The following is a 22,030-nucleotide window of genomic DNA, read 5'->3' as shown; positions in this document are numbered from 1 at the left end:
TACTCGCGAGCCTTACAGCGCCGGCAGTGTCTTGAGTTCGACATTCACGCTGCCTGCCGCTTCGGCGATCACGCGCAATGTCGTTGAATCAAAGGCGATGCTTGAAAGGTTCAGGCGGCTGATCTCCGCCGTGACTTTGGCTCTGTCCTCGCTTTTCTGAAAGTCCGCGATCACCGCGGCGATCTTTTCGCGCGCATCCGATACGAATGGTTTGAGGTCGACGACGGCTCTCTCAGCCAAGGCGCTTTCAAGGTAGGGCAATGCCGTTTGCGCGGCGGCGCCGAGCAGGCCGAACGCGGCTTCGGATTCCACCGCGAGCCTGATGTCTTTCAGACGCATGATCTGCTGGGCCTGATCGAGCACCGGTCGGCCCCAGATGTGGATCGTGGCCTCGCCGCCGAAACCGAACCAACTCTTCTTCTCCTTCGCATGAACCAGAAGCGAGATCAGAAGCTGGTCGCCGGCCGCCGCGACACTCACCTGCTTGACGGTGACATCAGCCGCGCCGCTGCCATCTTCGGGGAATGTCTTGCCGGCGAACTGTGCCTCGATGATCTTATTGATATCGGTGAAGGGCATGTCGATCGGAACGCCGATGTTCAGTCTGCCCGTCGTCGCAGGTTCGAGGGCAAGCGTTGCGGGGAACGGGCAGTCCGGCCTGGTCGCCGCGGTCGTGATCCGCGTTTCGGCCTCGACACCGATTGTCAGCGTGACGTTTCTGGCGTCGATGCGCGGTTGAGCCGCGATGGCGCGAACCGGCTTCAGTTCGAGATGGAGTTGCGGCATCCCCGCCGGATCCTGTAGCGGGATCGAGCGGCACATTTGCGCCCATTGCCGCCTTGCGTCCCGCTCCAGCGCGGGATCGTCGCGAATGCGCTGCTGGAGAACCGCGATCTGTTCGTTGACCGCCTTGTCGATGACCGGCTTGACCTGTGAGGGGACATTAAGGCGCGCGCCCGCGACCGAGAGGTTGGTGTCGCCAAGATTGACCTGTGCGGTGATGCCGGGGTCGATGCGCCAGTTCCCGGCCAGCGTCGGTTGCGCCGTCATCACGACATTGCCCTTGATCTCGGCATTGGCGTTCAGGTTCTTGATGTTCACGCGGCCGACGTGCTTGGCGATGTCGCCGCCGAGCACACCCGCGAGCGCGTTGCCGACCGCATCCTGGGCGTTGGCCGACAGCGATCCGGTCACCTTCACGGCGCCCGTCAGCGGCGTCGACAGCGACAGTGCGTTATTGGCGCCCGTGGCGCTGATCGCGCCGCGGGATGCGGTCCACCCGATGTCTGCGTTCTGGAGAATCTGCGCCGCCGGGTTGTCGGCCTTGCCGGCGAAATGATGCGGAGCCGCGCGCTCGGCGGCGTCGCGGATGAGCGTCAGCGGTATCTTGACCGGCACGACGATGCTTGAACTGCGGTTGACGGGTGGCAGCGGCGGCAAGGCCGCAAGCGCGGGCTTGTCGATTCCGTGCGGCGACAGCCAGTCCATGGCCTTGAGGCTGACAAAAAACGAGACAGCAAGAATCCCGATGCCGAGCAGGATGGTCTTGAATTTGAACCCGGACCGCATTGGCTCTCCGACTCAAGTTGCCCCGCGGGTAAGGCTACAGGCAGCGGATACCGGATTCCAGCGGATGAGGTCCGCGGCAGGAAGGGGAGCCGTAACGGTCTAGAAAACGCCCAACACGATTGCGCCCACGAAAGCGAAGGCGATATAGGCGATCATGACGCTCACGCGGCCTGCGAAAGTCATACGACGACCTCCCATGCCTTTGGTTCTTAATGCGGCATCTGCAATTACGTTCCGAACCCGCGGTTCTGGACCGTCGCGCACGGCGCGGCGGCGTGGTTAAAAATGAATGAAAACAAGATGTTGAAGAAGATTTAAGTAAATTCGCCGAACGTGCGCGCATGACGCGCAGAGTTGCCTTGTATCTTCTCGGCTCCCTCGTCCTCGTATCGTTAGCCGGTTGCGGGCGCGGCCTTTTTCAGACTGCGGAGCGCGAACCTTGGCGGACCGAGGCTGAGGCCGCTTGTTTGAAATCCGGCGCGGTCAGGGAAAGTTCCGATCTCGTCCGCATCCGCCGGATCAATGGTCCCGGTATTTGCGGCGCGGAGTTTCCCTTGAAGGTCTCGGCGCTCGGTGAGGGGTCGGCGTACGGCTTTGCCGACGAGAATCTCAGGCCGCCCGCGTCCGTCGGCCGCGAGCCGCGCTGGCCGATCGCGCAGCCGGCTTATCGGCCGCCGTCATATCCGGAAACATCCGCTCGTCAGCCTGGCCCGGATGAGAGATCGGGCGATCCGGTTTCGCTGGCCGCGCCGGGGACGTATTCGTCAGCCGATGAGCAGCCGGCGGAGGCAGGGGATGATCGCTATGCGCAACCCTCCGCCTATCCGGCAACGCCTTCACAGGATCCATCGCTGCGTCTTGGACCTGCGCGCGGGGTTGTCACCAGCGCGGTCGGTCCTGTCACGGTGAAGCCTTCCGCGACGCTTGCCTGCCCGATCGTCTCGGCGCTCGATCGCTGGCTGGCGGATGCGGTGCAGCCGGCGTCGATGCGCTGGTTCGGCGCGCGCGTAGCCGAGATCAAGCAGATCTCGGCCTATTCCTGCCGCGGCATGAACGGCAATCCGCGCGCGCGCATTTCCGAGCACGCCTTCGGCAATGCGCTGGATATCGCGGGGTTCACGTTGGCGGATGGACGCTATGTTTCGGTGCAGCGCGGCTGGAAGGGCTTGCCGGAAGAGCAGGGTTTTCTTCGCGACGTGGCGGCGTCGGCCTGTCAGCGTTTCACCACAGTGCTGGCGCCGGGCTCCAACATCTACCACTACAACCATATTCATGTCGATCTGATGCGCCGTGCCAGTCGCCGCACGGTCTGCAAGCCCGCTCCGGTTTCGGGCGAGGAAATGGCCGCGCGCGCAGGCCGCGGTTCGTATGCCGGCCGCGCGCCGGCTGTCACGGGATCGCTGGGCGCGAGCAGGAACCGTTCGCACAGTTACGCCAGCGAGGCGGATTACGACGAGTAGCGGCGGCGGGGGCGCGCCCGGAACTGGCGAGGGGTCCGGCGCGCCGAACCCCTCATTCGCAGGGAGTGCGCGTTTCTAAGCGAACCGCGAGTTCACATCGGTTCGAAACGCTTTGCGGATATCAGCCGGCCTGTAAGCCGGGTTCTGTAGGGCACCGCGCACTTGCGCACGCGGTGCGTGACGGCCATTCCTCTGGGACAACGTTTGCACGTTGCCTCAAGCAACCTACCCGGACAGCGAGCCCGACATGGCTCCGCGGTGTTATCGCCAAGGCGAACCCCTCGCTATGCTGTCCCTATTCGGTTTTGCTCCCGGTGGGGTTTACCATGCCGCCTCCGTTGCCGGAGGCGCGGTGCGCTCTTACCGCACCTTTTCACCCTTACCGCTCACACTGTTCTCTCCCCGGCAAGCGGAGAATAGAAGTGGACGCGGCGGTTCGTTCTCTGTGGCACTGTCCCTGGGGTCGCCCCCGCCGGACGTTATCCGGCACCGTATGTCGATGGAGCCCGGACTTTCCTCTCCCGCAAGCCTTTCGGCCCGAGCGGGAGCGGCCGTCCAGCCGACTGACACGCTACGCATGACCGTTGCATGCAGCGCCGTCAAGCGATGCGGCATCGGGCAGGAAACTCCGCAGGGAAAATTCATATGCTTGCAGCCTTAAGGAACTCCTCTTGCCCTTCCGCCATTGGAGTCTTGCGGCAATGTCCGCAAGGGAGGTTGTCATGACCGATTTACATCTTGGGCGTCCCAACCGCGGCGGGGTGGAGGACATGCGCGGGATCGTGCCCGAGGAGCAGAACTACGCCATTGGCTGGACGCTCAGCGCTTTCCTGACCCTGTCGGTGGTGGGCGTCGTCTGGACGTTCGGATTCTAGAAACGGCTTTTTTTATGATGAGGATTGGACACTGAGACGTTTGCGCGACATCGCGCCGCCTTGTTGCGCTGTGACAAGTCAACAACTCTCTGTCATGGAGCGAACAGTGAGCAAGGATCACCGCGCGGAACTGGATCGGCATCTTGCCTGGTTCGAGGGTAAACTGCCGCGGCGATTCGCGAGATTCATAGGCTGGGTGCGCAAGCCGTCCTCGCGGCTGGTCCGCATTCCGCTGGCGATCTTGCTGATCATCGGCGGAATCTTCAGTTTCCTGCCGGTTCTCGGGCTGTGGATGTTACCGCTCGGCCTCATCCTGATCGCGCAGGACCTGCCGTTCCTGCAACGACCGATGGCGCGGATGCTCGGCTGGATCGAGCGTAAATGGCTGGAGCGCAAAGCCGCGAAACGCTTTCTGTAAAGCTTCCGCAACTGTTCATTTTCCGGGGGCGTCCTGCGCCGCGAGCGCCCGATATCCGACGAGGTGTGGTTCAAATGCCCGGAACGCGCGAAAACAGGCGCATGACGGCGATTGAGGGTAAATTTTGTCTTTAACGAATCAGTATGCTGATTCATTTTATTCTCCTGGGTCAATCGGGAGACCAAGGTATGAACGTTATTGTTTTCGCATCGCGTAAGGGCGGCTCAGGCAAGAGTACCCTGGCCGCGCATCTTGCTGCGCAAGTTCATAAGGCCTCGAGGCCCTGCCTGCTGGTGGATGCCGATCCGCAGGGGTCGCTGACGCTTTGGCACAAGCTGCGCGGCACCAACGAACCTCCGATCAGGACAGCCAATCGCTCCGTCACCGAAATCATCAACGCCGCGAAGCGTGACGGCGTCGAGTGGGTCTTTATCGACACGCCTCCGAACCTGTCGGCCGTCGTCGATGACGCCATCCGGAATGCGACGATGGTTGTGATTCCCGCACGGCCCGGCGTGTTCGACGTCAACGCTGTTCAGGGCACCATTCAGAGCTGCCGATCCGCGCGCAAGCCTTATGCGGTTGTCATCAATGGTGCGCCGGCGATGCGCGACGGCTCCGAGAGTCCGATCGTTACCATTGCGCGCGAGGCTCTGGCGAAATTCCGCGCTCCGGTCTGGAGTGGCCAGATTACCAATCGCGCCGACCTGCTGCTGGCTCTGGCGCATGGCGAAGGCGCGCGCGAGTACGATTCCCAGGGCCGCGCGGCTTCGGAGATCGGACGCCTGTGGGCGGCGATCGAACGCTCCGTCAAGGCGATCCGCGGGGCTGCGCCCTCGGGCGGAACCATGCACAAGCACGCCGCCTGACCGCCGCTCAATGCTCGACGATAAAGCGCGCGGATTTCGCGCGTTTGTCTTGTCCGCTGCCGCGTTGTCGCGTCAGGCATCTCCTTGGTTTGACCCGCCGCGTTGTGCGTATCGGGCGCGCGGCGCCGAACGGGCAGGGGATCGCCTGATCACGACGGCCAGCGTTGCGCCTTGCTGACGACGAAGTCGCGGAAAACCTGAACCCGCGCGACGGATTTCAACTCTTCAGGATACACGAAATAGGTGTCGAGCTGAATCGAGTCGGATTCGCCGAACAGCTGCACCAGGAGATTGTTCTCGCCGACCAGATAATCCGGCAGCGCGGCTATGCCGAGACCTTGCTGGCAGGCGCTGAACAGGCCCACGATGTTGTTGACCGTGAAATAGGGTTCGTGCGGCCCCGATCGGTTGCGGGCAGCCTCGATCAGCCAGTTGCGGTTCTGGAGATGGGGCGAGGCCTGCGTCTCGTTAAGCAGGATGATGCGATGTCCACTGAGTTCCTCAAGCGTTCGCGGGGTGCCGAAGCGCTTGACGTATTCGGTCGAACAATAGGCATGAAAACATATGGCAAACAGTTTGCGCTGAATCAGGTCGGGCTGGGTCGGCTTGTATGTGCGAATCGCGATATCGGCTTCCCGCATCGACAGATCCAGCTCTTCGTCGGTCAAAGCCAGTGAGATTCTGATATCCGGATACAGCGAAGTGAATTCGCCAAGCCGCGGAATCAGCCAGTTGATGCCGACTCCGAGCGTGGTCGTCACCTTGAGGTCGCCGCTTGGCCGTTCCCGGCTGTCGGCGAGCTTGGCGCGCGCCGCCTGCAACTGCATGAAGACCTGATGCGCGGTGCGGAAGAGCAAGTCGCCCTGCTCCGTCAGGATCAACCCTCGCGCATGACGATGAAACAGCGGTACCGAGAGTTCCTGCTCCAGCGCGCCGACCTGTCGCGATACGGCGGACTGCGACAGTCCGAGCTGTTCACCTGCGTGTGTGAAGCTTCCGGCCTCGGCCGCGGCGTGAAATACTTTTAGCTTGTCCCAATCCATGTTCGCGGACTGCGCTATTCTGCCGCCGCGCGGTCACCCGCGTGCGCGGCGAGAAACCGTTCGGCTTCCAGCGCGGCCATGCAACCCAGGCCGGCGGCCGTCACGGCCTGGCGATAGACTTCATCCGCGACATCGCCGGCGGCGAACAGTCCCGGCACGGACGTCGCCGTCGAGTTCGGCGCGACTTCGACGTAGCCTGATGGCTTCAGCTTGACCTTGCCTGTCACCAGTTCGGTCGCCGGCGCGTGGCCGATCGCAATGAATACGCCATCGGCCTCGACCTCGGTGAGTTCGCCGCTCTTGACGTTCTTCAGCCGCACATGGGTGACCTTGGGCGGATCCTCGCTGCCGCAGATTTCATCGATGGCGCTGTCCCAGATCACCTTGATCTTGGGATGCTTGAAGGCGCGATCCTGCAGGATGCGTTCGGCGCGGAAGTGATCGCGGCGATGCACAAGGGTGACCTGCGAGGCAAAATTGGTCAGGAAGAGCGCTTCCTCGACGGCTGTGTTGCCGCCGCCGATCACGATCACGTTTTTACCGCGATAGAAGAAGCCGTCGCAGGTCGCGCACGCAGAGACACCGAATCCCTTGAATGTGTCCTCGGATGGCAACCCCAGCCAGCGCGCCTGCGCGCCCGTGGCGAGAATCACGGTTTCGGCAAGATAAACCTCGCCGCTGTCGCAGGTCAGGCGGAACGGCCGTTGCGACACATCCAGAGAATTCACCGTGTCGGTTACGATCCGGGTGCCGACATGCGCCGCCTGCTTCTCCATCTGCTCCATCAGCCACGGCCCCTGGATCACGTCGGCGAAGCCGGGGTAATTTTCAACGTCGGTGGTGATGGTGAGCTGGCCGCCCGGCTGGATACCCTGGATCAGCACTGGCTCCAGCATGGCGCGCGCCGCGTAGATCGCCGCCGTATAGCCCGCCGGACCGGAGCCGATGATGACAACCTTGGCGTGGATGGGGGCAGGCATGGATGGCGGACCTCTGGTGGAAATCGGCCTCCGGCCGCATGGCGAACGGGCGGCAGGGAAGCGATGACATGGAGCGTCTGAATGACGTTATGCATATCTGCCTCGCCATGCGAAAAATGCAACCCTCCGCCGGAAAAATTCCTCCGCAGCATGATCCCGAAAGTGGAGACCGGTTTTCGGAAAAGAACCTGCCGCGTTTTCTTCACGCGAACCGCGGTATCCACTTCGCTCGAAAACGCTATAAAGGCGAAAGCGCGGATTGGCGTAATAAAATTGCGTAGGCCACCCGACCTGCGTTAATGAGGGGCTTGCCGGGGATGCAATGGGCCGGCTGCCGGGATTTGGATGGCGTGACGAAGAGTCTGGACCAGATCGACCTTAAAATCCTCAGCGAGATTCAGGCCGATGGCCGGATCACCAACGTCGAACTGGCGAAACGGGTCGGCATTTCGCCGCCGCCGTGCCTGCGCCGGGTCCGGACGCTGGAGGAAGAGGGCTATATTCAGGGATACCGCGGGCTGCTCGATCCGCAGCGGCTCGGTTTCGAGGTTACGGTTTTTGCATCGGTGCATCTGTCCAGTCAGGCGGATGCCGACTTGCGCGCGTTCGAGGAGTTCGTGCGCGGTGAGCCGCTCGTGCGTGAGTGCTGGATGCTGTCGGGCGAGGTGGACTTCATCCTGAAATGCGTGGCGCCCGACATGGCCACATTTCAGGATTTCGTCGCGCATCTCACCGCGGCGCCGCATGTACGGAACGTGCGGACCTCGCTGGTGCTTCACAGTTCCAAATACGCCCCTGCGGTGCCCTTGGAGCTGAAGATGCCGGGCTGAACAAGGCCGGATCGGTTTCAACTCCTGTTGAAAAGCACCTTATCGAGGCTGATCGGGCCACCGCCGGCGAACACCAGGTAGAAGAAAACAAAACAATACAGCGCCGCCAGTTCACCGCCATTGGCGATGGGCATGAAGGTCTTGGGGGCATGGACCAGGAAATAGGCGACCGCCGTCATGCCTGATGTAATGAACGCCGCGGCCCGCGTGAACAATCCGACGACCAGCAGCCCGCCGCCGACCAGTTCGATGATTCCGGCAACCCCGACCAGCGACGCCACCTGAAGATCCGCGAACATCGGCAGCGACGGAAATCCCAGGAGCTTGGCGGTGCCGTGCTGCATGAGCAGAAGTCCGCTCATGAACCGAAGCAGACTGAGGACGATCGGCTGCCATTTGGTGAAAACTTGATCCATGACGTGGCTCCCCCGATTGGCGGCATCGCAGAAAAACGGCGCCGGCCACGCGCTGGCGAGGGCCGGCGATATCTAACACCTACGCCGTCGAATTGTTCCGGACTCGGAACATTAGGAATCCGCTAGGATTCGCGACAACAGCGCGGAGACCATAATCAATCCTGCGCTATCGCCATTCGACCTTCGCGATCTCATAGGCCTTGGCGCCGCCGGGCGCGACCACTTCGACGGAGGAGCCTTTCTTCTTGCCGATCAGGGCGCGCGCCAGCGGCGAGGTGATTGAAATGCGGCCCTGCTTGGCGTCGGCTTCGGCCTCGCCGACGATCTGCCACACCGCCTTCTTGTCGGTGTCCTCGTCGATCAGCGTGACGGTGGCGCCGAACTTGATGGTGTCGCCGGAAAGCTTGCTGACGTCGATGATGTCGGCGCGCGCCAGCTTGTCCTCGAGCTCGGCGATGCGGCCCTCATTGTGCGACTGCTCTTCTTTCGCGGCGTGATATTCCGCATTCTCCGAAAGGTCGCCATGCGCTCGCGCCTCGGCGATTTGCTCGATGATGCGCGGCCGGTCCACCGACTGGCGCTTCTTCAGTTCGTCTGCGAGGGCGGCGTGCCCGCCTCGGGTCATCGGAACCTTCTCGACCATCTCACTTCGTCCTTCGCTTCATCGGCAGCGCTGCCGCGTTGCGCGAAGCGGCTTTCCGTCCGGAGTCCGGCCCGCGAAATCCGCATTCGCCTCACATTCGATTCCGACGCTCGCCTATCTTTGCGGCTTCTTTGGTGTGAATCCGGAATCAAGGGCGTTCGAAACTCTATAGATTCCAGTGCGATCTCAGAAGATCGCTTCAGGCTCGTCCCAGAGGGCTTCGCTGCTGATTTAATCAGAAGCGAAAGCTCTGGATTGTTTGGCGCGTTTTCTTCACGCGAACCGGTTTCCACTTCGCTCGAAAACGCTATGCGCAATGAGCGTCCGTCTCGACCGCTACAGTAACCGACCGGCCTCGGCCGGGCAAAAAAATCTCCGCAGCCGGCAGGTTCCGCTTCGTCAGGGTTCCCACAGACCGATTATGGGCCGATCAGGCCCGATTGAAGCCTTACACTATGTCTCGGAAAAATAACTCTGCAAGGTGCGCACCTCAAGATCTCCGCCCAGATAGGCGCGGATACCCTGCGCGGCGGCGACGGCTCCCGAAAGAGTGGTGTAGTACGGCACTTTATGCAAGAGGGCGGCGCGCCGCAGCGAGCGGCTGTCAGCCAGCGCCTGGGGCCCGTCGGTGGTGTTGAACACCAGTTGCACCTCGCCGTTGGTGATGGCGTCCACGATGTGCGGGCGGCCCTCCAGAACCTTGTTGATCTTTTCGGCCGAAACGCCGCTGTCGGTCAGGTAGCGTTGTGTTCCCGACGTCGCAATCACCCTGAAGCCGACAGACGCCAGCAGCTTCACCGTCGCGAGGATGCGCATCTTGTCGGTCTCTCGGACCGAGACGAACACCGTGCCCTTGCGCGGGAGATGCGTGCCGCCGCCAAGCTGGCTCTTGGCGAAGGCGATCTCGAAGGAGCGGTCGATGCCCATCACCTCGCCGGTCGATTTCATTTCCGGGCCGAGCACGGTGTCGACGCCCGGAAAGCGCGCGAAGGGGAAGACGGATTCCTTGACGCCGACATGATCGAGCCGTTGCGGCTTGAGCTCGAAGCCCGCGAGCTTCTCGCCGGCCATGATCCGCGCCGCGATCTTGGCGACGGGAAGGCCGATCACCTTGGCGACGAACGGCACCGTGCGCGAGGCGCGGGGATTGACTTCCAGCACGTAGATCTCGCCGTCCTTGATGGCGTATTGCACGTTCATCAAGCCAACGACATCAAGACCGAGCGCGAGTTCGCGGGTCTGCCGCTCCAGTTCGGCGATCGTGGCCGCGTCGAGCGAACGCGGCGGCAGCGAGCAGGCGGAGTCGCCGGAGTGGATGCCGGCCTCCTCGATATGCTCCATGATGCCGACGACGTAAGTGTCCTTGCCGTCGCCGAGGCAATCGACGTCGATCTCCGTGGCGTCGGAGAGATAGCGATCGAACAGCAGCGGGTTGGTGCCGAGCACGGTGTTGATCTGGCCGGTCTTGTCGTTCGGATAGCGGGCCTTGACGTCGGCCGGCACCAGTTCGGGCAGGGTTTCGAGCAGATAGTCACCGAGCTGGCTTTCCTCGCGGATGATCTGCATGGCGCGGCCGCCCAGCACATAGGAAGGGCGCACCACCAGCGGCAGGCCGAGATCGGCGGCCACCAGTCGCGCCTGCTCCACCGAATAGGCGATGCCGTTCTTCGGCTGCTTCAGTTTGAGCCGGTCTAGAATGCGCTTGAACCGGTCGCGGTCTTCCGCGAGGTCGATGGCCTCGGGCGAAGTGCCGAGGATCGGCACATCGGCCGCTTCCAGGGCGTGGGCAAGTTTCAACGGCGTCTGGCCGCCGAACTGCACGATCACGCCGTGCAACGTGCCGTTCTGCCGCTCGGTGTCGATGATCTCCAGCACGTCCTCGGCCGTCAGCGGTTCGAAGTAGAGCCGGTCGGCGGTATCGTAGTCGGTCGAGACCGTTTCGGGGTTGCAGTTGACCATGATGGTCTCGAAGCCAGCGTCCGACAGTGCGAAGCAGGCATGGCAGCAGCAATAGTCGAACTCGATTCCCTGGCCGATGCGATTGGGGCCGCCGCCGAGGATAACGACCTTCGTCTTGTCCGACGGTGCGCTTTCGTCGGCAGCCTCGCCCGCGAACGGCGCTTCATAGGTTGAGTACATGTAAGCGGTCGGCGAGGCGAATTCCGCCGCGCAGGTGTCGATGCGCTTGTAGACCGGGCGCACGCCGAGGGTGCGGCGAAGCGCTTTGACTTCCGCCTCGGTCCTGCCGGAGAGCACCGCGAGCCGCGCGTCCGAGAAACCCATCGCCTTGAGCGTACGCATCCCGAAGGCGTTACCCGGCAGGCCGTGGGAGCGGACCTTGTTCTCCATCTCGACGATGCCGCGCAGTTCGGCGAGGAACCAGGGGTCGATCTTGCAGGAGCTGAAGATTTCCTCGTCGGTCCAGCCGAGCCGCATCGCCTGCGCGAGTTGCAGCAGGCGGCTAGGGGTCGGCGTGCCCAGCGCGGCGCGGATGGCGTTCTTGTCGTCGCCCCTGCCCATGCCATCGATATCGATTTCATCGAGGCCGGTGAGGCCGATCTCCAGTCCGCGCAGCGCCTTCTGGAGGCTTTCCTGAAACGTGCGACCGATCGCCATCACTTCGCCGACCGATTTCATCGAGGTGGTGAGCGTGGTCGAGGCGCCGGGAAACTTCTCGAACGCGAAACGCGGAATCTTGGTGACGACGTAGTCGATGCTGGGTTCGAACGATGCCGGCGTCGCGCCGCCGGTGATGTCGTTGGCGATCTCGTCGAGCGTGTAGCCGACCGCGAGTTTCGCCGCGACCTTGGCGATGGGGAAGCCGGTCGCCTTTGACGCCAGCGCCGAGGATCGCGACACCCGCGGGTTCATCTCGATGATGACCATGCGTCCGCTGACAGGATCGACGCCGAACTGCACGTTGGAGCCGCCGGTCTCGACGCCGATCTCGCGCAACACCGCCAGCGAGGCGTCGCGCATGACCTGGTATTCCTTGTCGGTCAGCGTCAGCGCCGGCGCCACCGTGATGGAGTCGCCGGTGTGCACGCCCATCGGATCGAGATTCTCGATCGAGCAGATGATGATGCAGTTGTCCTTCTTGTCGCGGACAACCTCCATCTCGTACTCTTTCCAGCCGAGCACGCTTTCTTCGATCAGCACTTCGTTGGTCGGCGAGGCATCCAGGCCGCGTTCGATGATGTCGAGGAATTCGTCGCGCGTATAGGCGATGCCGCCGCCCGTGCCCCCCATGGTGAAGGAGGGGCGAATGATCGCCGGCAGGCCGATCTCGGACAGCGCCATCAGCGCTTCGGCCATCGCCTGCTGCTGGTAGCGCTTGCGCCGCTCGCCCTCGCCAAGCGTCCATTGCCGCTCGAGTTCGGCCAGCGCGTCGCCCGAGAGTTTTTCCTTCTCGGCTAGGTAGGCGTCGCGATCGGCCTTTTTCATCGCGGACGCATTGGCAAGCCGCGATTTCGGCGTCTCCAGGCCGATCCTGGTCATGGCCTCGCGGAACAGTTGCCGGTCTTCCGCCTTGTCGATGGCGTCCGCCGTCGCGCCGATCATTTCGACGTCGAAATCCTCCAGCGTACCCTGCCGGCGCAACGATAGCGCGCAGTTCAGCGCGGTCTGGCCGCCCATGGTCGGCAGCAGCGCGAAACCGCCGGGAACGACGTGACGCTCCTTTTCGATGATCTTACCGACGATTTCCGGGGTGATCGGCTCGATATAGGTGGCGTCCGCCAGGTCGGGGTCGGTCATGATCGTGGCGGGGTTGGAGTTGACCAGGACAACCCTGTAACCCTCTTCCTTGAGCGCCTTTACCGCCTGGGTGCCGGAATAGTCGAACTCACAGGCCTGTCCGATGACGATCGGACCGGCGCCGATGATGAGAATGGTCGAAATGTCGGTGCGTTTAGGCATCAAGTTCCAGGGGTGAAGATCGGCACAAAAGGGTGAAAATCGGGCACAAAAAAAGGACGCGCGAGCCGCGCGTCCCTTGAACAAGAGCGCGATCTTCGCGCGCGAGGTGTCTTTACAGCCTTTTTGTTTCTGATGGAATCAGAAGCGAGGCTCTCAGAGCTTGATTTGACGCGTTTTCTTCACGCGAACAGGTCATCCACTTCGCTCGAAAACGCTATAGACCAGATTTCGAAGGCGGAAAAGACCTTCAGGCTGCCGATCAACCGGCTATTGCGGTCCGTTGAAACCGGAAAGCTCAGGGTACCGCTAAAGGGAGTGATCGTGCATTGTAAGGTTAATCACGGGTTTCAGGCGCATGAGGGGTGGTGATATGCTAATGAGCCCCTGCGCGGATTTAGCTTAGTGGCAAAGCAGCGGCTTCCAGGTCGCAGACCGATGTTCGATTCATCGAATCCGCTCCATTCCTCACGGCCGCAAACGCGTGCCGGGAGCGCGCATTCCCCATTGATTGGATCTGGCCTGATTGGATCGGGTTTGGCGTTGGCGCGGATTTCCCGGAAGGCGCGCTCGCCCTCGCGTCGCGTTAGGAAACGCGGAGCCGCGGCGGCTACGCCGGGCCGAGAACTCGGCCCTGGTGCGCCGCGATTTTACAGGCATCACCGTTATGGCGTCCCCGCCACCGTCTGCATCATCGGCACGGGCATCGCTGGTAAGTAAGAACTTGAAGCGCGCGGTCGGGGCTTTTTCCCGTCGCGGAGAAACATGCCCTGGCCGGGGGGCACGTCGGATTTTCATGAACCGTGAAGAAAAGTTGGAGGCCCAGCCTGGACTTGAACCAGGATAAAAAGCTTTGCACAGCTCCCGCGTCGAACTTCCGCCACCGGGCCGCCAGTAATATTCTGCAATAATCGTCTGGCGGCGAGTCTTACCGTGGCTTAACGTTAATCCCGGCTATAGCGTTTTCGAGCGAAGTGGACACCGGTTCGCGTGAAAAAAACGCGTCAGAACTACAATCCAGAGCTTCGCTTCTGATTCAATCAGAAGCGAAAATGCTCTGGGCACGTCTATCGCGCGGCGGTCGCGCCGCGGTCGGCCTTGACGGGCCTCCCGGCGAGGAACGTCATTCGCGAAGCGTTGTGGCCGATATTGACCGGCGCCCGGATCGCCGTCATTCCTGCGGCGGCGAGCTTGGCCAGCATCTCGGCCTCGCTGTAGCGTTGCAGCCCGATCCTTAGGCGGAGCTGCGGGTAATCGGACATCGCCGTGCGGACCAGCCCGCGCAGGGCGTCCTTCACGAAGCCATGCTTTGCCGCGAAGCCAAGCAGTGCGATCACGTCGCCGGCCAACCCGATGTGCGGCTGCGGGATATCGCCCAGCACCAGCAGGCCGGTCGGCTTGAGCAAGCGGCGGACGACGGCGAAGCCGGCATCGAGTTCGTCCGGCGTCATATATTGCGCGACCGAGTTCATCACCGCCAGATCAATGGATTCCTCATCCATGTGTCTGAGTTCATCCAGCGAGCGCACATCGATTTTTGTGTTGGGCGTGAACCTCGTCACCAGCCGGCCGCGAACGCCGGGCGCGGGCTCCGTGAGAATCAGCCGGCCGCACGCATCGGCCACCGTTTCCGCGGAAAGCGCCTCGCCGCAAGCATAGTCGAGGACGACGGAATCCCGCGAAGGAATATAGCTGACGATGTTCCGGGCGATGGTCCGGAAATGAGCGTCGCGATGCAGCTTGCTGACGTAGATGGTGTGGGCGGAGTCGTAAAAAGCGATCCAGTCATCCATGGACGGCCCAGGCAACCTTTGTGTTCCACGCCCGGAACCGCTCGCGGAATCAGGCGTTAGCGAACTTGTCGTGGAGCGCGTTTTCCGAGGTCGAAACGGGCTTTCGGCCGCGCAGCGGAATTGTCCCATCGTCAGCTTGTGACGTCAGCTTGTAGCGGTTTTTCATAGCAGGAGTGTGCATCGTGACCCAAGCCAAAAGTTCCGCCTTGCGGAAAGTGAACCCGGAGCTCGACACGCCGACCGATCTTTCCGAGGAAGGCGTCAGCAAGATTTCGACGGCCATGAACACGATCCTCGCCGACACCTTCGCGCTTTACCTGAAGACCAAGAACTTCCATTGGCATGTCAGCGGCCGCCATTTCCGCGACTACCATCTGCTGCTCGACGAGCAATCGGAACAGATATTCGGCACGACCGATGAGATCGCGGAGCGGGTTCGCAAGATCGGCGGCACCACGTTGCGCTCGATCGGCCAGATCGCCAAGCTTCAGACCCTGGAAGACAACGACGAGAGTTTTGTGCCGCCGCGGGAAATGCTGCGCGAACTGATGAACGACAACAAGAAAGTCGCCGCGGCCATGCGCAAGGCCCATGATATCTGCGACAAGTACGAGGACGTTGCGACCGCAAGCCTGATCGAGAATTTCATCGACGCGACCGAGCGGCGCGTCTGGTTCCTGTTCGAGGCCAGTCGGCAGGAAGGCGACAACGAGGCGTGACGCTTCTGGGATCAGTCATGGCCAGCATAAAGCCGGGCATGGCGGGTGCTGATTCCGTCTAAGCAAACCTGCTCTGGGCCGCTCTCAGGCCCGCTTGTTCTCGCGCATCAGGTCCGCGAAGCGCCTGAACAGATAATGCGAGTCGCGCGGTCCCGGCGAGGCCTCCGGATGATATTGGACGGAGAACACCGGCCTGCCTTCGAGTTCAATGCCGCAATTGGAGCCGTCGAACAGCGATACGTGGGTTTGTTTCGCGCCCTTCGGCAGCGTGGTCTCGTCCACCGCGAAACCGTGATTCATGGAGGTGATCTCCACCTTGCCGGTGGTCTCATTCCTGACCGGATGATTGGCGCCGTGGTGACCTTGATGCATTTTTTTGGTTTTCGCGCCCACGGCGAGGCCGAGCATCTGGTGACCCAGGCAGATGCCGAAGGTCGGCGTGCCCGACTCGATCACCTTGCGGATCATCGGCACGGCGTACTTGCCGGTCTCCGCCGGGTCGCCGGGGCCGTTCGACAGGAATATGCCGTCCGGCTTCATCGCCAGGATGTCTTCCGCCGACGTGGCCGCCGGCACCACGGTGATCTTGCAGCCTTCGCCGGCGAGCAGGCGCAGGATGTTGCGCTTGATGCCGTAGTCGACGGCGACGACGTTGAACTCGGGCCTGTCCTGCCGGCCGAAGCCTTTGTCCCACTCCCACGGCGTCTCGTCCCAGGTGTAGCGCTGGCTCGATGTCACCATCGGCACGAGATCCATGCCCTCGAGGCCGGGCCACTCGCGCGCCTCCTTTTTCAATCCATAAAGGTCGAAATGCCCGTCCTTCGCGTGGGCGATCACCGCGTTGGGCATGCCTTTGGTGCGGATCAGCGCGGTCAGCGCGCGGGTGTCGATGCCCGAGATGCCGATGATGCCGCGCGCCCTCAGCCACGCATCGAGGTGCCTGGCCGCGCGGTAGTTCGAGGGCGAGGTGATAGCGCTGCGCAGGATGACGCCGCGCGCGCCCGGCGTCGCCGCCATGTTCACCGTTTCGATGTCCTCGTCGTTGGTGCCGACGTTGCCGATATGCGGGAAAGTGAAGGTGATGAGCTGCCCGGCATAGGAGGGATCGGTGAGGATTTCCTGGTAGCCGGTCATCGCGGTGTTGAAGCAGACTTCCCCGACCGCCTGACCCTCGGCTCCGAGGCCGAAGCCCTCGATGACGGTGCCGTCGGCCAGCACGAGAAGCGCCGTCGGCTTGAGGTCCGGCCAGGCTGAAGCGTTTTCCGATGAGGTCATGAGCGCATGACATAGCTCCCCTCCCGCACCGCGTCAAACGCCGGTTGTCTCGCGCCCCGGCGCGGCCTACATCTGCTTTCGACGCAACGTAACGACGCAACGTAACGATGCGTGATTTGGCGGTGTCCGGCACCGCTAGGGGGAGGCTTTCCGATGCTGCGCGATGACATCAACAACGCCGTCAAGGAGGCGATGAAGGCCAGGGACGAGCGCAGGCTGTCCACGCTGCGCATGGTCAACTCCACCATCAAGAACGCCGATATCGAGGCGCGCGGGCAGGGCAAACCGCCGCTCTCGGACGGCGACCTGCTCGGCCTGTTGCAGAAGATGATCAAGCAGCGGCAGGAGTCGGTGGAGCTTTACGAAAAGGGCGGCCGCGAGGAGCTGGCGGCGCAGGAGCGCGCCGAGATCGCCGTCATTTCGACCTATCTGCCGAAGCAGATGTCCGACGAAGACGTAAAGGCGGCCGTCGCCGCCATCATTGCCGACACCGGCGCGAGCGGCATCAAGGACATGGGCAAGGTGATCGGCGCGCTGAAAGCCAGATACGCCGGTCAGATGGATTTCGGCAAGGCCAGCGGCGTAGTGAAGGCCGCGCTGACGGGTTAGCTTCACCCCGGACGCGGTTCCTGCAATCCTGTCCACAACTGAATGAGTTCCAGTCCCCCGAAGAAATACCTCGGTTCCTGCACGGGAACGACGCGCGAGCGCTTGCGTTATCGCCTCAGTAAACAGGAGGCGGACGGGCTTCGGACGCGGACTTTGCTTTGACTATCGGGGAATTCCGATTCCGTTGATCATCCTCCTCGCCATTTTCATGGACGACTGAACTTAAGCGAGGAACGAGATGAGCATCGGCACAATCATTCTGATCATTCTCATTATCGCGTTGCTGGGCGGATTCAGCGGCGTCGGCGGGGGGCCGTTTTACGGAACGGGCTATTACGGCGGCGGCGGCCTCGGGCTGGTGATCGTCATCCTCCTGATCCTGATCCTGATGGGACGTATCTAGAGCCCTCTCGCTCCTGATGAATCAGAAGCGAAGCTCTACTTCTTCACGCGAACAGGTCATCCACTTCGCTCGAAAACGCTATAACGGGACCACGACAACCGGCTTCGAAAATCGAGGAGAACTCCGTCTGAGACTGAATTCAACGTGGTTGAATCAGCCTCAGACGGTAACGAAAACGGACTGAACTTTTAGGCACAAGATGATTGCGAGGCGATCAGCGTCGCCTCGACCTCGCGCAGAGCGCGCGCCAGCCGATCCGCCCATGCAACTTGCCCGGCGTCGTCACCGATCAGATCTTGCCGGATTTCGATGCCGCTGTTCATCAGTCCGCGCGCCTCGCCATGCACCGGAATGGTGTAGTCGGTTAAATCACTCACCGCATAGGGTTCATTGTCGCCGACCACGAGGTCGCCCTCGGCGCGCAGCAGCGAAAGCAATAGCGGCGGCAACTCCGTGCTGCGGTGATACAGCGTGCCGACATGCCACGGCCGTGCGACCCCGGCGTAAACCGGCGTGAAGCTGTGCAGCGAAACCAGAATAGTGGGACGGCTCCTGGCCAGCCGCTCGTCGATCCTCTCCTTGATCCGGCGATGATAGGGCTCAAAGATCGCGTGCCGCCTCGCGTCAGCTTCGCTTTGCGAAAGGCGTTCGTTTCCCGGAATGACCGTGGCTTCGCTGAGCGCCGGAATCGAACTTGCGGCGTGCGGCGGCCGATTGCAGTCGATCACCAGCCGCGAGTAGCGTTGCGCGATCAGATGCGCGCCCAGAGCCGCGGAAAGCCGTTCGGCAACGCCGGCGATTCCGATATCCCATGCGATATGCCGCCGCCGCTCGCTTTCCGGCAGACCGAGATCGCCGAGCGCGTCCGGAATCAGGCGCCCATAGTGGTCGCAGGTGAACAGGAAGGGCGAGAGGCCGGAGACATTGCGCTCGATGACGGGCGGTTCATGCAGGGCGATGATGGCCGGCTGCGCATCAGGGGCTGTCATATCGCGCGCGCCAATCGAATATCGACCTCGCGCTCCACATAAGTCCACTCTTCGGTCGCGCGCAGGACGCCGACGAGATCTTCGAACATCGTGGCGTGTTCAGGTGCGTATTCGAACCATGTCAGGAAATCGAAGGGCTCGCCGATATCGCGGCAATGATAGAGCTGTCGCGCGATGGCGGGCAGATATTTGAGACTGGCGGCGATATGATGCGACTTATCCTCGAAGATGGCTCGACGTTCATCCTGCGTCATCTCCCACCATGCGGCCGACTTCCTGATGGGAATCAGCGCCGCGCGGGTCGCCTCGTTGCGTCCCAGCCCGGCCTGCACCGAGGTTAGCGCAATCTTCTCGGCGCGTTCGACATAGCGCGCGTGACTGGCGACGCCGCGAAGCTGCCACGGTGTTGTCGCGGAGGTGTCGCCCAGCGACAGGCTTGGCGCGATCGCCAGATGAGACGCCGCCATGAGGCTCTCGCCGATGACGGGAGCGACGGACAGGATGCTCCAGGCGCCGCTGTCGCCGCCGGTGAAGACTGTGAACGTCATTTCACTTCTGGTGCCTGTGGACAACTACGGAAGTAGGGGATATGTCTCGGAACATATAGAGTACATTAATATGAAGTGCCTAGCTGATTCGGCAGGCAGTTATACCCGCCGCCTGGATTGAGTGAGACGGCGCATGAGGTTTCCGCCCAGCTTTATTGATGAGGTCAAGGCCCGCCTTCCGGTTTCGGAAGTTGTCGGCCGGCGGGTGAAGCTGAAGCGGGCAGGGCGCGAATTCAAGGGGCTGTCGCCGTTCCAGCAGGAAAAGACGCCCTCGTTCACCGTGAACGACCAGAAGCAGTTCTATCACGACTTCTCCACCGGCAAGCATGGCAACATCTTTGACTTCGTGATGGAGACAGAGGGCGTTTCCTTTCCCGAAGCGGTCGAGCGGCTTGCGGCGATGGCGGGGCTGCCGCTTCCGCGCAACTCGCGTGAGGACGAGCAGCGGGAGCAGCGCCGGAAATCCCTGTTCGAGGTGATGGAACTCGCGGCCAAATATTTCGAGCAGAACCTTGCCTCGCGCGTCGGAGCGCAGGCGCGCGGCTACCTGTCGGACCGCGCCATCGTCCCGTCCAGCATCGTCGAGTTCCGGATCGGCTACGCCACCGCCGATCGCTTCGCATTGAAGGAATATCTGGGATCGAAAGGCGTCCCGGTCGCGGACATGATCGAGGCCGGCCTGCTGATCGCCGGAGACGACATTCCCGTTCCTTATGATCGCTTCCGCGACCGGATCATGATTCCGATCCATGACCAGCGCGGCCGTCTCGTAGGTTTCGGTGGGCGAGCCCTCAGGAAGGACGTTCAGCCCAAGTACCTGAATTCACCGGAGACCCCGATCTTTCACAAGGGATCGGTGGTTTTCAACTTTCACCGCGCTCGCCAGCCGGCGCACGAGGCCAATTCGGTCGTCGCCGTCGAAGGCTACATGGACGCCATCGCGGTCTATCAGGCGGGGATCAAGGCCGTGGTCGCCACCATGGGCACCGCTTTCACGGAAGAGCAGATCGCCACCTTGTGGCGGCTGTCTCCCGAGCCCGTGGTCTGCTTCGATTCCGATCGCGCGGGCGTCGCTGCCGCTTATCGATCCATCGACCGCATCCTGCCCTTGCTTCGTGTCGGAAAAACCTTCCGCTTCGTGTTCATGGACGAACAGAAAGACCCCGACGACCTGATCCGGGAAAAGGGGGTCGAGGCTTTCCGAAACGTTCTGTCGGGCTCCTTGCCGCTCTGGGATGTGCTCTGGCAGCGCGAGACCGATGGTCAGGACGTGCGGACGCCTGACAAGCAGGCCGCGCTTGAGCAGAGGCTCTATGCTCTGGTCCGGACGATCCAGGATCCGGCCGTCAACACGGCGTTCTTCAGAACGTCACGGATGCAGCTTGCCAACCTTTTCTGGCAGGTCAATCGAGGGCCGTCCCGCAATCAGAAGGAAGCAGGCTCCAAATTTGTTCGAAACGAACTCAGGATTCGCGGCGAGGATCAGCGTTCGGGGCTGCAAAAGGTGCTTCTCGGAATGCTGGTCCAATATCCTGAATTGCTCGAGGATAAGCGGGATGTCGTTCTGCGCCTCCAGTTTCCTGATGCCTTTGATCAATTTTTATCGCATCTTTTTCAGTTGTTGGTGACGGAAGCGAAGCTGTCGGTCTCGGTGATCTGGGAGAGACTGGATCACGAATTTTACGAAACGCTGCAAACCGTTCACGGAGACGCGGGAGCGGGAAAACCGCGCGGGCACCGGCTGTTCGAGCGCTTTCCGGTCCTGAAGAACGATCCGCCGTCTGATTTTGTCTCAGGGTGCCTGGACCACTTCATCAGGATCCTGCTTTGGCATCAACTGGAAGAGGACATCGAGCGGGCCAGGCTCGACGCCGGGGAGGGCGACGAAACGGCTGTCGCGCGGCTGCTGAATCTGGTTCGGGAAGGTCACGCCGAGCAGGAAGCCATCAGCGCCGAGGGAGTGGCTTTATCGGAGTGGGCGGAAGACATCATTCGCGTCTGGGCTCCCAAGGGGGGGACGATGCATCTTGCCGCATGAGCAGCCCAGGACACCCGATCATGACGACTTTCATGGCGAGCGAGCTATGGGGATGACCACTCCTTGGCAGGCGCTGGGCCAAGTTCCGTTTCCACCGTTGATCGGGCCGCGGGATGGGGTCGCCTTCATCCGGCCGTCTCACGAATTGGCTGGTGCCTTGCGATCGACGCTCCCGGCGCACGAAACCGGGTCATCGCTCCGCGAAAAGACTGGAAATACTTAGTAAAAGCAGCCGCTTGGCGTCATTTGAGCCTGCGGGAAACAAAAGGCCGAGCATCTGCGCCGTTTTCGTCGCAGTTGCGGCGGACCGGCTTGTATCATCAGCCGCGCTTCTTACTTAGGAAATACTCCAGGAGCCGGATTTCGCCGAACCGCCGGTCAGGGAACGCCGCCTGCGCGGATGGGGCGTCGCGCGGAACCTTGAAATAACAAAATGATGCGGGGATGGTGACGCTCGGAACTGTGATAAAGACTCGCCAAATCCGGGGTTAGGCGGCAAACAGGGTTAATTGAAAGTCAAGGGCTGGCAGGCTATAGCGTTTTCGAGCGAAGTGGATACCGGTTCGCGTGAAGAAAACGCGTCAAAACAATAATCTAGAACTCGCTTCTGATTCAATCAGAAGCGAAAATATCCTAGG

The 22,030-nt window shown here is 61.9% G+C and carries 20 protein-coding genes, 2 tRNA genes and 1 other RNA gene; 11 read left to right on the top strand and 12 right to left on the bottom strand.

What is annotated here, in order from left to right; translation table 11 throughout:
- Positions 1 to 12: 12 nt before the first annotated feature.
- Complete coding sequence (locus NWI_RS12805) at positions 13 to 1,569, bottom strand: DUF4403 family protein (protein ID WP_011315667.1); 1,557 nt, start codon at positions 1,567 to 1,569, stop codon at positions 13 to 15.
- A gap of 341 nt (positions 1,570 to 1,910) precedes the next feature.
- Here NWI_RS12805 and NWI_RS12800 point away from each other — a divergent pair, with 341 nt between their 5' ends.
- Positions 1,911 to 3,029 (top strand): extensin-like domain-containing protein, encoded by a 1,119-nt coding sequence (locus NWI_RS12800; protein WP_011315666.1) that lies wholly within the window; start codon positions 1,911 to 1,913, stop codon positions 3,027 to 3,029.
- Between the two features lie 117 nt (positions 3,030 to 3,146).
- On the opposite strand, the gene rnpB is transcribed toward NWI_RS12800, so the two are convergent.
- An RNA gene (gene rnpB, locus NWI_RS16555) (RNase P RNA component class A) lies at positions 3,147 to 3,596 on the bottom strand.
- Between the two features lie 155 nt (positions 3,597 to 3,751).
- On the opposite strand from rnpB, the gene NWI_RS18000 reads away from it, so the two are divergent.
- From NWI_RS18000 to NWI_RS12790, 3 genes are all read left to right on the top strand, one after another.
- Positions 3,752 to 3,904 (top strand): hypothetical protein, encoded by a 153-nt coding sequence (locus tag NWI_RS18000; RefSeq protein ID WP_011315665.1) that lies wholly within the window; start codon positions 3,752 to 3,754, stop codon positions 3,902 to 3,904.
- Between the two features lie 106 nt (positions 3,905 to 4,010).
- Entirely contained in the window at positions 4,011 to 4,322 is a 312-nt protein-coding gene (locus NWI_RS12795; protein ID WP_011315664.1) for a hypothetical protein, read from the top strand.
- A gap of 188 nt (positions 4,323 to 4,510) precedes the next feature.
- Entirely contained in the window at positions 4,511 to 5,191 is a 681-nt protein-coding gene (locus NWI_RS12790; protein WP_011315663.1) for a ParA family protein, read from the top strand.
- A 149-nt stretch (positions 5,192 to 5,340) separates the two neighbouring features.
- On the opposite strand, the gene NWI_RS12785 is transcribed toward NWI_RS12790, so the two are convergent.
- Complete coding sequence (locus tag NWI_RS12785; protein WP_011315662.1) at positions 5,341 to 6,234, bottom strand: LysR family transcriptional regulator; 894 nt, start codon at positions 6,232 to 6,234, stop codon at positions 5,341 to 5,343.
- Between the two features lie 14 nt (positions 6,235 to 6,248).
- Entirely contained in the window at positions 6,249 to 7,214 is a 966-nt protein-coding gene (trxB, locus tag NWI_RS12780; protein ID WP_011315661.1) for a thioredoxin-disulfide reductase, read from the bottom strand.
- Between the two features lie 2 nt (positions 7,215 to 7,216).
- On the opposite strand from trxB, the gene NWI_RS12775 reads away from it, so the two are divergent.
- A complete protein-coding gene (locus tag NWI_RS12775; RefSeq protein ID WP_041345082.1) occupies positions 7,217 to 7,495 on the top strand; it encodes a hypothetical protein in 279 nt (92 codons plus the stop codon).
- Between the two features lie 69 nt (positions 7,496 to 7,564).
- Complete coding sequence (locus tag NWI_RS12770) at positions 7,565 to 8,044, top strand: Lrp/AsnC family transcriptional regulator (RefSeq protein WP_041345635.1); 480 nt, start codon at positions 7,565 to 7,567, stop codon at positions 8,042 to 8,044.
- Positions 8,045 to 8,061: 17 nt separating this feature from the next.
- On the opposite strand, the gene NWI_RS12765 is transcribed toward NWI_RS12770, so the two are convergent.
- The 3 genes from NWI_RS12765 to carB form a co-directional block, all read right to left on the bottom strand.
- Positions 8,062 to 8,460, bottom strand: coding sequence for a DoxX family protein (locus NWI_RS12765; RefSeq protein WP_011315659.1), 399 nt, complete (start codon positions 8,458 to 8,460; stop codon positions 8,062 to 8,064).
- A gap of 166 nt (positions 8,461 to 8,626) precedes the next feature.
- Positions 8,627 to 9,103, bottom strand: coding sequence for a transcription elongation factor GreA (gene greA, locus NWI_RS12760; RefSeq protein WP_011315658.1), 477 nt, complete (start codon positions 9,101 to 9,103; stop codon positions 8,627 to 8,629).
- Between the two features lie 453 nt (positions 9,104 to 9,556).
- The gene (gene carB, locus NWI_RS12755) at positions 9,557 to 13,021 is read right to left on the bottom strand and encodes a carbamoyl-phosphate synthase large subunit (protein WP_011315657.1); all 3,465 of its coding nucleotides are present in this window, start codon (positions 13,019 to 13,021) and stop codon (positions 9,557 to 9,559) included.
- A gap of 388 nt (positions 13,022 to 13,409) precedes the next feature.
- Here carB and NWI_RS12745 point away from each other — a divergent pair.
- Positions 13,410 to 13,482 (top strand) — tRNA-OTHER (locus tag NWI_RS12745).
- Positions 13,483 to 13,833: 351 nt separating this feature from the next.
- On the opposite strand, the gene NWI_RS12740 is transcribed toward NWI_RS12745, so the two are convergent.
- Positions 13,834 to 13,908, bottom strand: a tRNA-OTHER gene (locus tag NWI_RS12740).
- A 177-nt stretch (positions 13,909 to 14,085) separates the two neighbouring features.
- On the bottom strand, positions 14,086 to 14,811 hold the full coding sequence (locus tag NWI_RS12735) for a class I SAM-dependent methyltransferase (RefSeq protein WP_041345080.1): 726 nt from the start codon (positions 14,809 to 14,811) through the stop codon (positions 14,086 to 14,088).
- A 182-nt stretch (positions 14,812 to 14,993) separates the two neighbouring features.
- On the opposite strand from NWI_RS12735, the gene NWI_RS12730 reads away from it, so the two are divergent.
- Positions 14,994 to 15,530, top strand: a complete 537-nt coding sequence (locus NWI_RS12730; protein WP_011315655.1) for a Dps family protein — start codon at positions 14,994 to 14,996, stop codon at positions 15,528 to 15,530.
- Positions 15,531 to 15,614: 84 nt separating this feature from the next.
- Here the strand turns inward: NWI_RS12730 and carA are convergent, their stop codons facing one another.
- Complete coding sequence (gene carA, locus NWI_RS12725; RefSeq protein WP_011315654.1) at positions 15,615 to 16,805, bottom strand: glutamine-hydrolyzing carbamoyl-phosphate synthase small subunit; 1,191 nt, start codon at positions 16,803 to 16,805, stop codon at positions 15,615 to 15,617.
- Positions 16,806 to 16,958: 153 nt separating this feature from the next.
- On the opposite strand from carA, the gene NWI_RS12720 reads away from it, so the two are divergent.
- Together NWI_RS12720 and NWI_RS17110 are read left to right on the top strand one after the other, a co-directional pair.
- Positions 16,959 to 17,414 carry a GatB/YqeY domain-containing protein gene (locus tag NWI_RS12720; RefSeq protein ID WP_011315653.1) on the top strand — a complete coding sequence of 152 codons (456 nt, stop codon included), beginning with the start codon at positions 16,959 to 16,961 and terminating at the stop codon, positions 17,412 to 17,414.
- 238 nt (positions 17,415 to 17,652) lie between these two features.
- The gene (locus NWI_RS17110) at positions 17,653 to 17,817 is read left to right on the top strand and encodes a DUF3309 family protein (protein ID WP_011315652.1); all 165 of its coding nucleotides are present in this window, start codon (positions 17,653 to 17,655) and stop codon (positions 17,815 to 17,817) included.
- A 188-nt stretch (positions 17,818 to 18,005) separates the two neighbouring features.
- Here NWI_RS17110 and NWI_RS12715 read toward each other — a convergent pair whose 3' ends face one another.
- A complete protein-coding gene (locus tag NWI_RS12715; RefSeq protein WP_011315651.1) occupies positions 18,006 to 18,806 on the bottom strand; it encodes an N-formylglutamate amidohydrolase in 801 nt (266 codons plus the stop codon).
- Positions 18,803 to 19,354, bottom strand: coding sequence for a chlorite dismutase family protein (locus tag NWI_RS12710; RefSeq protein WP_011315650.1), 552 nt, complete (start codon positions 19,352 to 19,354; stop codon positions 18,803 to 18,805). Before NWI_RS12710 ends, NWI_RS12715 begins: the two co-directional genes overlap by 4 nt.
- A 133-nt stretch (positions 19,355 to 19,487) precedes the next feature.
- On the opposite strand from NWI_RS12710, the gene dnaG reads away from it, so the two are divergent.
- Complete coding sequence (gene dnaG / locus NWI_RS12705; protein ID WP_011315649.1) at positions 19,488 to 21,392, top strand: DNA primase; 1,905 nt, start codon at positions 19,488 to 19,490, stop codon at positions 21,390 to 21,392.
- Positions 21,393 to 22,030: the final 638 nt, after the last annotated feature.

This window comes from Nitrobacter winogradskyi Nb-255, from assembly GCF_000012725.1.
GTDB lineage: Bacteria > Pseudomonadota > Alphaproteobacteria > Rhizobiales > Xanthobacteraceae > Nitrobacter > Nitrobacter winogradskyi.
This window is presented reverse-complemented; position numbering and strand designations above follow the sequence as displayed.